This window comes from Tepidimonas sp., assembly GCF_036824975.1.
Lineage (GTDB): Bacteria > Pseudomonadota > Gammaproteobacteria > Burkholderiales > Burkholderiaceae_C > Tepidimonas.
In genome coordinates this window covers 19761-28621 of sequence record NZ_DAISZC010000016.1, presented here as the reverse complement: position 1 = coordinate 28621, position 8861 = coordinate 19761, and the positions used below count along the sequence as shown (strand labels likewise).

Annotated in this window: 8 protein-coding genes and 1 pseudogene; 1 reads left to right on the top strand and 8 read right to left on the bottom strand. The window is 65.2% G+C overall.

The genetic code is table 11. The features are described from left to right. The first annotated feature begins 446 nt into the window (after window positions 1–446). Window positions 447–1721 (top strand): Glu/Leu/Phe/Val family dehydrogenase, encoded by a 1275-nt coding sequence (locus tag V7Z54_RS03430; RefSeq protein WP_334134367.1) that lies wholly within the window; start codon window positions 447–449, stop codon window positions 1719–1721. A 10-nt stretch (window positions 1722–1731) separates the two neighbouring features. Here V7Z54_RS03430 and V7Z54_RS03425 read toward each other — a convergent pair whose 3' ends face one another. From V7Z54_RS03425 to V7Z54_RS03390, 8 genes and pseudogenes are all read right to left on the bottom strand, one after another. Beyond that, the gene (locus V7Z54_RS03425; RefSeq protein WP_334134366.1) at window positions 1732–2187 is read right to left on the bottom strand and encodes a DUF1178 family protein; all 456 of its coding nucleotides are present in this window, start codon (window positions 2185–2187) and stop codon (window positions 1732–1734) included. Further along, window positions 2184–2936, bottom strand: coding sequence for an NUDIX hydrolase (locus V7Z54_RS03420; protein ID WP_334134364.1), 753 nt, complete (start codon window positions 2934–2936; stop codon window positions 2184–2186). Before V7Z54_RS03420 ends, V7Z54_RS03425 begins: the two co-directional genes overlap by 4 nt. Window positions 2937–2956: 20 nt before the next feature. Then, on the bottom strand, window positions 2957–3256 hold the full coding sequence (locus tag V7Z54_RS03415) for a DUF2818 family protein (RefSeq protein WP_334134363.1): 300 nt from the start codon (window positions 3254–3256) through the stop codon (window positions 2957–2959). 19 nt (window positions 3257–3275) lie between these two features. Further along, the gene (nuoN, locus tag V7Z54_RS03410) at window positions 3276–4757 is read right to left on the bottom strand and encodes an NADH-quinone oxidoreductase subunit NuoN (protein ID WP_334134362.1); all 1482 of its coding nucleotides are present in this window, start codon (window positions 4755–4757) and stop codon (window positions 3276–3278) included. A 39-nt stretch (window positions 4758–4796) separates the two neighbouring features. Beyond that, complete coding sequence (locus V7Z54_RS03405) at window positions 4797–6272, bottom strand: NADH-quinone oxidoreductase subunit M (RefSeq protein WP_334134361.1); 1476 nt, start codon at window positions 6270–6272, stop codon at window positions 4797–4799. Between the two features lie 13 nt (window positions 6273–6285). After that, window positions 6286–8316, bottom strand: coding sequence for an NADH-quinone oxidoreductase subunit L (nuoL, locus tag V7Z54_RS03400; RefSeq protein ID WP_334134360.1), 2031 nt, complete (start codon window positions 8314–8316; stop codon window positions 6286–6288). Window positions 8317–8347: 31 nt separating this feature from the next. Beyond that, the gene (gene nuoK, locus V7Z54_RS03395) at window positions 8348–8668 is read right to left on the bottom strand and encodes an NADH-quinone oxidoreductase subunit NuoK (RefSeq protein ID WP_334134359.1); all 321 of its coding nucleotides are present in this window, start codon (window positions 8666–8668) and stop codon (window positions 8348–8350) included. Beyond that, a pseudogene (locus V7Z54_RS03390) lies at window positions 8665–8861 on the bottom strand (NADH-quinone oxidoreductase subunit J); the annotation flags it as partial. The gene nuoK and the pseudogene V7Z54_RS03390, both read right to left, overlap by 4 nt.

The following is an 8861-nucleotide window of genomic DNA, read 5'->3' as shown; positions in this document are numbered from 1 at the left end:
GGTGCGCATCGCACGCCAACACCGGCACGCGACGGGGATCGAACGACGCGGGGAGAACGGGCGATTTCACAGCGCCAGATTCTGCCCTGCCTGCGCAGTCGGCGTCACCACGCGGGCGTCCGCGCCGCGACACGGGCGTGGATGCCGACCACTGGGGATAGGGAAAAAACCGAAATCCCAACGACACAACGCACGGCAACACGCGCGCCGACACCAAGTGGCACGAAACCCCAAAGTCAGCACGGCGCTGATCTGCCGCCCCAACGCGCAACGGCGCGGCCAGCGCTTCCTGGGCCAGCACAGCCAGCTCGCCGCGCATTCATGCGCAGCGCGCATAGCCGGATCGCCAACCGGCGTTGGACAGCCGCGCGCCGCCGCCGTAAGCTGCGCGTCACGTTTCACTAACTCCCTGTAGCCACATGACGCAACACCCTGTTTCTTCGACCATGCACACGTTGCCATCCTACCTCGACCCGCACCACCTCGGCCCCTGGGGTATCTTTCTGCAACAGGTCGATCGTGTCACCCCCTATCTGGGCAACCTCGCGCGCTGGGTCGAAACGCTCAAGCGCCCCAAGCGCATTCTCATCGTCGATGTCCCGATCCAGATGGACGATGGCACGGTGGCGCATTTCGAAGGCTACCGCGTACAGCACAACACCTCGCGCGGGCCCGGCAAGGGGGGCGTGCGCTTTCACCAGGACGTCACGCTGTCCGAGGTGATGGCGCTGGCGGCCTGGATGTCGATCAAAAATGCCGCCGTCAACGTGCCGTTCGGTGGCGCCAAGGGCGGCATCCGTGTCGATCCCCGACAGCTGTCGATGGGCGAGCTGGAGCGCCTGACGCGCCGCTACACCAGCGAAATTGGCATCATCATCGGCCCCACCAAGGACATCCCCGCGCCAGACGTCAACACCAACGAACGGGTCATGGCGTGGATGATGGACACCTACTCGATGAACATCGGCGAGACCGCCACCGGGGTGGTGACCGGCAAGCCCATCAGCCTGGGCGGCTCGCTGGGGCGGCACGAAGCCACCGGACGCGGTGTTTTCACCGTGGGAGCCGAGGCCGCGCGGCGCATCGGCCTGGACCTGGTGGGTGCGCGCGTGGCGGTGCAGGGCTTCGGTAACGTGGGCGGCATCGCCGCCAAGCTGTTCGCCGAAGCCGGTGCGCGCGTGGTGGCGGTGCAGGATCACGCCGGCTGCGTCTACCGCGAGGCGGGCCTGGACATCCCGGCCCTACTGGCGCACGCCAAGGCCCACGGTACTGTGGCCGGGTTCGCCGGGGCCGAGGCCATCGAGCGCGACCGGTTCTGGGACACGCCGTGCGACATCCTGATCCCCGCAGCGCTGGAGCAGCAGATCACGCACGACAATGCCCACCGCATCCAGGCCCGCCTCGTCATCGAAGGGGCCAACGGGCCGACCACGCCCGAGGCCGACGACATTCTCAACGAACGCCGCGTACTGGTGGTGCCCGACGTGATCGCCAACGCCGGGGGCGTCACCGTCAGCTACTTCGAATGGGTGCAGGACTTCTCCAGCTTCTTCTGGAGCGAGGAGGAAATCAATCAGCGCCTGGTAGCGGTGATGCGGGGGGCGCTGGACGGGGTATGGCAGGTGGCCAGCGACAAGGGCGTAACACTGCGCACCGCCACCTTCATCGTGGCGTGCGAGCGCATCCTGCGCGCACGCGACCTGCGCGGTCTTTACCCCTGAGGGCGGCGCCCTATTGCAGGGGTTCTTTGAGCAGGGGCGTGTCGGGCAATGGCAGCACCGGCACACCCTCCTCCAGCAGCGCCACGGCTTCCTGCGCGGTAGCGCGGCCCCGGATGCTGCGCGCGGGCACCTCGCCCCGGTGCATGGCGCGCGCCTCCTCGGCAAAGCGCTCGCCCACGTCATCGCTGTCGCGCACCAGCGCCCGCAGGGCGCGCAACAGGCGCGACTGCTCCTCGGGCGACAGCACCGGTGCGCGCACGCCTTCGGCGGGCGCGGGCGCCGCCGGCACCACCGTGCTGCGTGGGGTGTGCACGTACGGGGCGCTCAGCCGCTTGTCGATGGTATGGTCACCACAAACCGGGCATTCGATCAGGCCGGCCGCACGTTGCTGCAGGTAATCCTCTTCGCTGCCGAACCACCCCTCAAACACGTGCCCCTGTGCGCACGCCAAATCCAGTACCTTCATGCGCCCGCTCCCACGCCGGGCGTGCCCGGGGCGTCTCTGGTGGCCTGAGGGGGCGCGGGCATGTCGGCCCGGCCGTCGCTGGCGCCGGTTGCCCCCGCCGCTTTGTCCGTCGGCATGTCAGCTGTGTCGGCACCGTCGCCCAGCCACGCGACGGTGGTGCGCCACTGCAGCGGCCACGCCCCGGTGCTGACACGCTGCCACCACAGCAGTCCGGCCAGCGTCTTGCCGTCCGTGACGACCCCGTCACGGACGGCGGCGAGCAACGCCTCGGCGTCCACCACCAGCACGTCCAGGTGTTCGCCGTCGTCTAGCACGCGCGGGCCGGCCTGCAAACCGCGCGCAAACCAGATCTCGATGCATTCGTCAGCGTAACCGATGGCGGGGTGTAGCACGCCTGCACGCGCCCACTCGCGGGCGGTGTAGCCCGTTTCCTCGCGCAGTTCACGCACGGCACAAACAATCGCCGACTCCCCCGCATCGCGCTTTCCCGCGGGAAACTCGATCATCGCCTGCTGCACCGGATAGCGGTACTGCCGCTCGACGACAAGGCGGCCGTCGTCGAGGCAAGGGATCACCATCACGGCGCCCGGGTGGTGCAGATACTCGCGCCACGCCTGCCGCCCGTCGGGCAGGCGCACGCAGTCGCGCTGCAGGCGCAAAAAGTGCCCCTGCCACAGCGTGCTGCGTTCACACGCGGTCTCGGTCAGATGGGCGGGCTGCCGATCGGGCAGCAAGGCAGCGGCAGACATGGACGCACCCCTTGCTCGCCTTACCGCCGCAGCAGATAGCGCCCGACAAAGCCGGGAAACGCAAACGTCAGAAACATCGCGGCGGTGATCGCGTAAAACTCCCAGCCCTGTGGATAGCGCTGCCCCAGATGCTGCTCCAGCCCCACGGCCACCACGCCAACGACGCCATACCACAGCACCAGCTCCGCCAGCCGCCCCCACAGCGGCTTGACGCCGCCGCGGGCCCGCCACACCAGCAGCCAGCGATCGTTCAGAAACGGCAGATTGGCGGCGATCAGCGCCAACGCGATCACCGCGTACACAGCGGATTGCAAACTCATGCGCGCAGTCTAACCGGCCTCACAAAACCGCACGCACCGCCTGCACACACAACGTCATCAGCCCACCGGGCAGCAGGCCCAGCATCAGCACCAACGCGCCGTTGAGGGACAGCACCGCTCGCACCGCCACCGGTGCGGTAATCGTCGCCGTCTGTGTCGGCGCATCGAAGTACATGACCTTGACGACGCGCAGGTAATAAAACGCCCCCACCAGCGACGCCAGCACCGCAAACACGGCCAACCCCACATACAGCCCGCCACCGGCGGCCACCAGCGCCTGCAACACCGCCAGCTTGGCATAAAAACCGACCAGCGGTGGCACACCGGCCAGCGAGAACATGCACGCCGCCAGCACCCCCGCGTACAGCGGGCTGCGCTGGTTCAGCCCGGCAAAGTCGGCAATCTCCTCCGATTCGAAGCCGTCGCGCGCCAGCAGCAGCATCACGCCGAAGGTGGCCAGCGTGGTCAGCACGTAGGTGACGACGTAGAACATCGCCGCCGCCCACGCATCGCCCATGCCGCTGCGGTCTGCCTCCACCACGCCGCCCACCAGTGCCAGCAGCATAAAGCCCATCTGGGCAATGGTCGAAAACGCCAGCATGCGCTTGAGGTTGGTCTGCGCCACCGCAGCCAGGTTGCCGATCAGCAGCGATGCCACCGCCAGGAAGGCCAGCATCTGCTGCCATTCGACCGCTGCCGCAGGCAACCCTTCAGCCAGCAGGCGCACGAGGATGGCGAAGGCCGCCAGCTTGGGCGCGCCGCCGATCAGCAGCGTGATCGCCGTCGGTGCCCCATGATAGATGTCGGGCACCCACATATGGAAAGGCACCACCCCCAGCTTGAATGCCAGACCGGCAACCACGAACACCACGCCCAGCGTTAGCACCAGCGGCTGCTGTACGCCCCCCGCCACTGCCTGCGCCACTTCACGCACGCCGAGGCTGCCGGTGACCCCATAGATCAGCGACAGACCATAGAGCAGGAAGCCGCTGGCCAATGCACCCAGCACGAAATACTTCATCGCCGCCTCGGTGGCGCGCGCGTCGTCGCGCCGCAGCGCTACCAGCGCGTAGCTCGACAGCGTCAGCAGCTCCAACCCCAGATAGATCACCAGGAAGTGGTGCCCGGAGATCATCACGAACATGCCCAGCAGCGCAAACATCGACAGCGTGAACAGCTCGCCGCCGCGCAGCATGTCCCGCCCGGCCGCGTACGGACGCGCATACAGCAGCGTCACCATCAGCGCCACCGTCGCAAACAGCTTGAGCCACGCCCCCAGCGGATCGCTGACGATCATGCCGCCGAAACCGACCAAGGTCTGGCCACTGAGCGCCAGGTAACCCTCGAGCGCCGCTACCACTGCCAGTGTCAGCTGGGTCAGGCGAAACGTCGCGTCGCGCAGCGGGGTATCCACAAACAGGTCGTACAGGGCGATTACGCATGCCATGCCGAGCAGCAACAACTCGGGGGTGGCAGTGGCCCAGCTGACAGCATCAATCATGGGACGAACGCTTTCTCGGGTAAAAGAAATCCGGGGGCATCAGCCCAGCTTGGAAACCGATACCTGCTTGAGCAGTTGCTGCACCGCAGGGTCGATGGTGTCGGTAAACGGCTTAGGGTGGATACCGAAATACAGCACCATCAGGGCCAGCAACGCCAACACCAGGAACTCACGCGCATTGATGTCCTTGAGCGCCTTGACGTGCTCGTGCACCGGTGCGCCCAGATACACCCGCTTGAACATCCACAGCGAATACGCCGCGCCGAAGATGAGCGACGTGGCCGCGAGCAGCCCCACCCAGAAGTTGACTTTGACCGCCGCCAGGATCACCATCCACTCGCCAACGAAGCCGGCCGTCCCGGGCAGGCCGGCGTTGGCCATCACGAACAACAGCGCAAAGGCGCCGAACGCCGGCATGGTGTTGAGCACGCCGCCGTAGTCGCGGATCTCACGCGAGTGCACGCGGTCGTACAGCACGCCGATGCACAGGAACATCGCCGCCGAGACGAAGCCGTGCGCCAGCATTTGCACGATGCCGCCCGCCAGCCCAAGGTCGTTGAACACGAAAAAGCCCAGCGTCACGAACCCCATGTGCGCCACCGAGGAGTACGCCACCAGCTTCTTCATGTCTTGCTGCACCATGGCCACCAGGCCGACGTAGATCACTGCCACCAGCGACAGCGCGATCATCAGCGGCGCCCATTCGTGCGCGGCGTCGGGCGTAATCGGCAGCGAAAACCGCAGGAAGCCGTACGCTCCCAGCTTGAGCATGATCGCCGCCAGCACAGCCGAGCCGCCGGTGGGGGCCTCCACGTGCACGTCCGGCAACCAGGTGTGCACCGGCCACATCGGCACCTTCACCGCAAACGCCGCCAGGAAGGCAAAGAACAGCGCGCTCTGTGCAGTGGCCCCCAACGGCAGCCGGTGCCAATCGGCCAGCGCGAAGCTGCCACCCGAGGCGTTGTACAGGTAGATCAGCGCCACCAGCATCAGCAGCGAGCCCAGCAGCGTGTACAGGAAAAACTTAAACGCCGCATAGATGCGGTTCGGACCACCCCAGATACCGATGATGATGTACATCGGAATCAGCGTCGCCTCGAAGAAGATGTAGAACAGCATCGCGTCCAGCGACGCGAACACGCCAATCATTAGCCCGGACAAGATCAGGAACGCGCCCATGTACTGATTGACGCGCTCGGTAATCACTTCCCAGCCGGCGATCACAACGATGACGGTGATGAACGCCGTCAACACGATCAGCCACAGCGAAATGCCGTCAATGCCCAGGTGGTAGTGCACGTTGAAGCGCTCGATCCAAGGGGCTTTTTCGACGAACTGCATGGCCGCGCTACCGCCATCGAAGCCCGCCACCAGCGGCACGGTGACGGCCAGCCCCAGCAGCGCTCCCACCAGCGCGACCCAGCGCACGACGCGGACGTGCTCATCACGCCCCAGCGCCAGCAGCACGGCGCCTACGACGATCGGCGTCCAAATCGCCAGACTCAACAAACCCATGCTGTCGTTCTCCTTATTTGGCGAGCCAGACGAAGTAGGTCATCAAGGCCAGGACACCCGCAATCATCACAAACGCGTAGTGGTATAGATAGCCGGTCTGTACCCGCCGCACGATGCCGGCGACCGCCCCCACCAGCTTCCAGCTCAGGTTGACGATGCCAGCTTCGATGACGCCGCGATCGCCCCCCTTCCACAGACCGACGCCAATGGCACGCGCGGCGCGCGCGATGATGTGCTCGTTGATCCAGTCCATGTAGTACTTGTTTTCCAGCACCACGACGATGGGCCGCAGCGCCTGCGCGATGCGCCCGGGCATTTCGGGCCGCACCAGGTACAGGTACCACGCCGACAGCGCCCCGGCTGCCGCCAGATACAGCGGCGGGGCGCTGAAGGCGTGCAGCGCCATCGCCAGCGGGCCGTGGAAGATCTCGGCAAACTTCGCCATCGCCGGATGCTTGTCCGCGTGGACCTCGATCGAGGCGGCCAGGAAGTCCCCAAACAGCATCGGTCCGATCGTCAGGTATCCGATCACCACCGACGGCACGGCCAGCGCCAGCAGCGGCGCCGTCACCACCCACGGGGACTCGTGCGGCTTGCCGTCGCCATGGTCATCATGCCCCCCGTGATGGACGTGGTGCGCGTCCGGGTTCTGGTCGTAGCGTTCAGGGCCGTGAAAGACCAAGAAATACACGCGGAACGAATAGAACGCCGTGACGAAAACGCCAGCCAGCACGGCGAAGTAGGCAAAGCCCGACGCCGGCAGATTGCTGAAATGCACCGCCTCGATGATGGCGTCCTTGGAGTAAAAGCCCGAGAACAGCGGTGTGCCAATCAGCGCCAGCGTGCCGAGCAGGAACGTGAGCCACGTGATAGGCATGTAGCGGCGCAGCCCACCCATGTAGCGGATGTCCTGGTTGTGATGCATGCCAATGATCACCGACCCCGCCGCCAGGAACAGCAGCGCCTTGAAGAAGGCGTGCGTCATCAGGTGGAACACCGCCACCGAATAGGCCGACGCCCCCAGCGCCACCGTCATGTAGCCCAGCTGCGACAGCGTGGAGTACGCCACCACGCGCTTGATGTCGTTCTGGATGATGCCGAGAAAGCCCATAAAGAGCGCCGTGATGGCCCCGATCACGAGGATGAAGTTCAGCGCCGCATCCGACAACTCGTAGATCGGCGACATGCGCGCGACCATGAAGATACCGGCCGTGACCATCGTGGCGGCGTGGATCAGCGCCGAGATCGGTGTCGGGCCCTCCATCGAATCGGGCAGCCACACATGCAGCGGAAACTGCGCGCTCTTGCCCATGGCGCCGATGAATAGGCAGATACCGATCACGGTGACCAACATCGCCTCTTGACCAAAGACGTACCACGGGAACTCAATGGCGGCCAGCTCCGGTGCCTTGTCGAAGATCTCGTTGTAATTCAGCGTGCCGGTGTAGGCCGCCAGCAGCCCGATGCCCAGGATGAAGCCGAAGTCGCCCACCCGGTTGACCAAGAACGCCTTCATGTTGGCGAAGATGGCCGTGGGTTTGTTGAACCAGAAGCCAATCAGCAGGTACGACACCAGCCCCACCGCTTCCCAGCCAAAAAACAGCTGCAACAGGTTGTTGCTCATGACCAGCATGAGCATCGAAAACGTAAACAGCGAGATATAGGCGAAGAAGCGGTTGTAGCCCGGGTCGTCCTCCATGTAGCCGATGGTGTAGATGTGCACCATCAGCGACACGAAGGTGACCACGCACATCATCATCGCGGTCAGGCCGTCGACCAAGAAGCCGACCTCCATCTTCAGCCCGCCGATGACCATCCACTCGTAGAGGGTCTGATCGAAGTAGGCACCGTCGAGCGCGACCCGTTTGAGCGTGATCGCCGACAGGATAAAGGACACCAGCACGCCCAAAATGGTGAGACTGTGCGCCCAGCGGCGACCAATCCAGTTGCCACCCAGCTGGGTGCCCAGGATACCGGCCGCCGCCGCGCCCACCAGGGGCGCCAACGGCACGGCCAGCAGCATGCTTGCGGAAAGTGTCGTCATGGTAGGTGTCGCGTGGATTGCGAAGTGCGTCTCAGCCCTTGAGGGCGTCGAGCGTCTGGACGTCGATCGACGACTTATTGCGGAACAGCAGCACCAGAATCGCCAAGCCGATGGCCGACTCCGCCGCCGCTACGGTCAGGATGAAGAATACGAACACCTGCCCGTGCAGATCGCCCAGGTAGTGGGCGAAGGCCACAAAGTTGATGTTAACCGCCAGCAGCATCAGCTCGATGGCCATCAGCAGCACGATCAGGTTTTTGCGGTTGAGAAAAATCCCCACCACCGACAGCGCAAACAGGATTGCGCCCACCGCCAGAAAATGGCCAATCCCCAGGGTGCCCAGCGTATTCATGCCCGCTCCTCCTTGGCCGCTTCGGCCACGCGCGCGGGCGGCACGCTCAGCACCTGCAGCCGCTCACTGGCCTTGACGCGCACCTGCACGCCCGGATCGATGGTTTTGGTGTCCTTGCGGCCGCGCAGCGTCATTGCGATCGCCGCGATCATGCCCACCAGCAGGATGACCGCCGCCACCTGAATCGGGTACA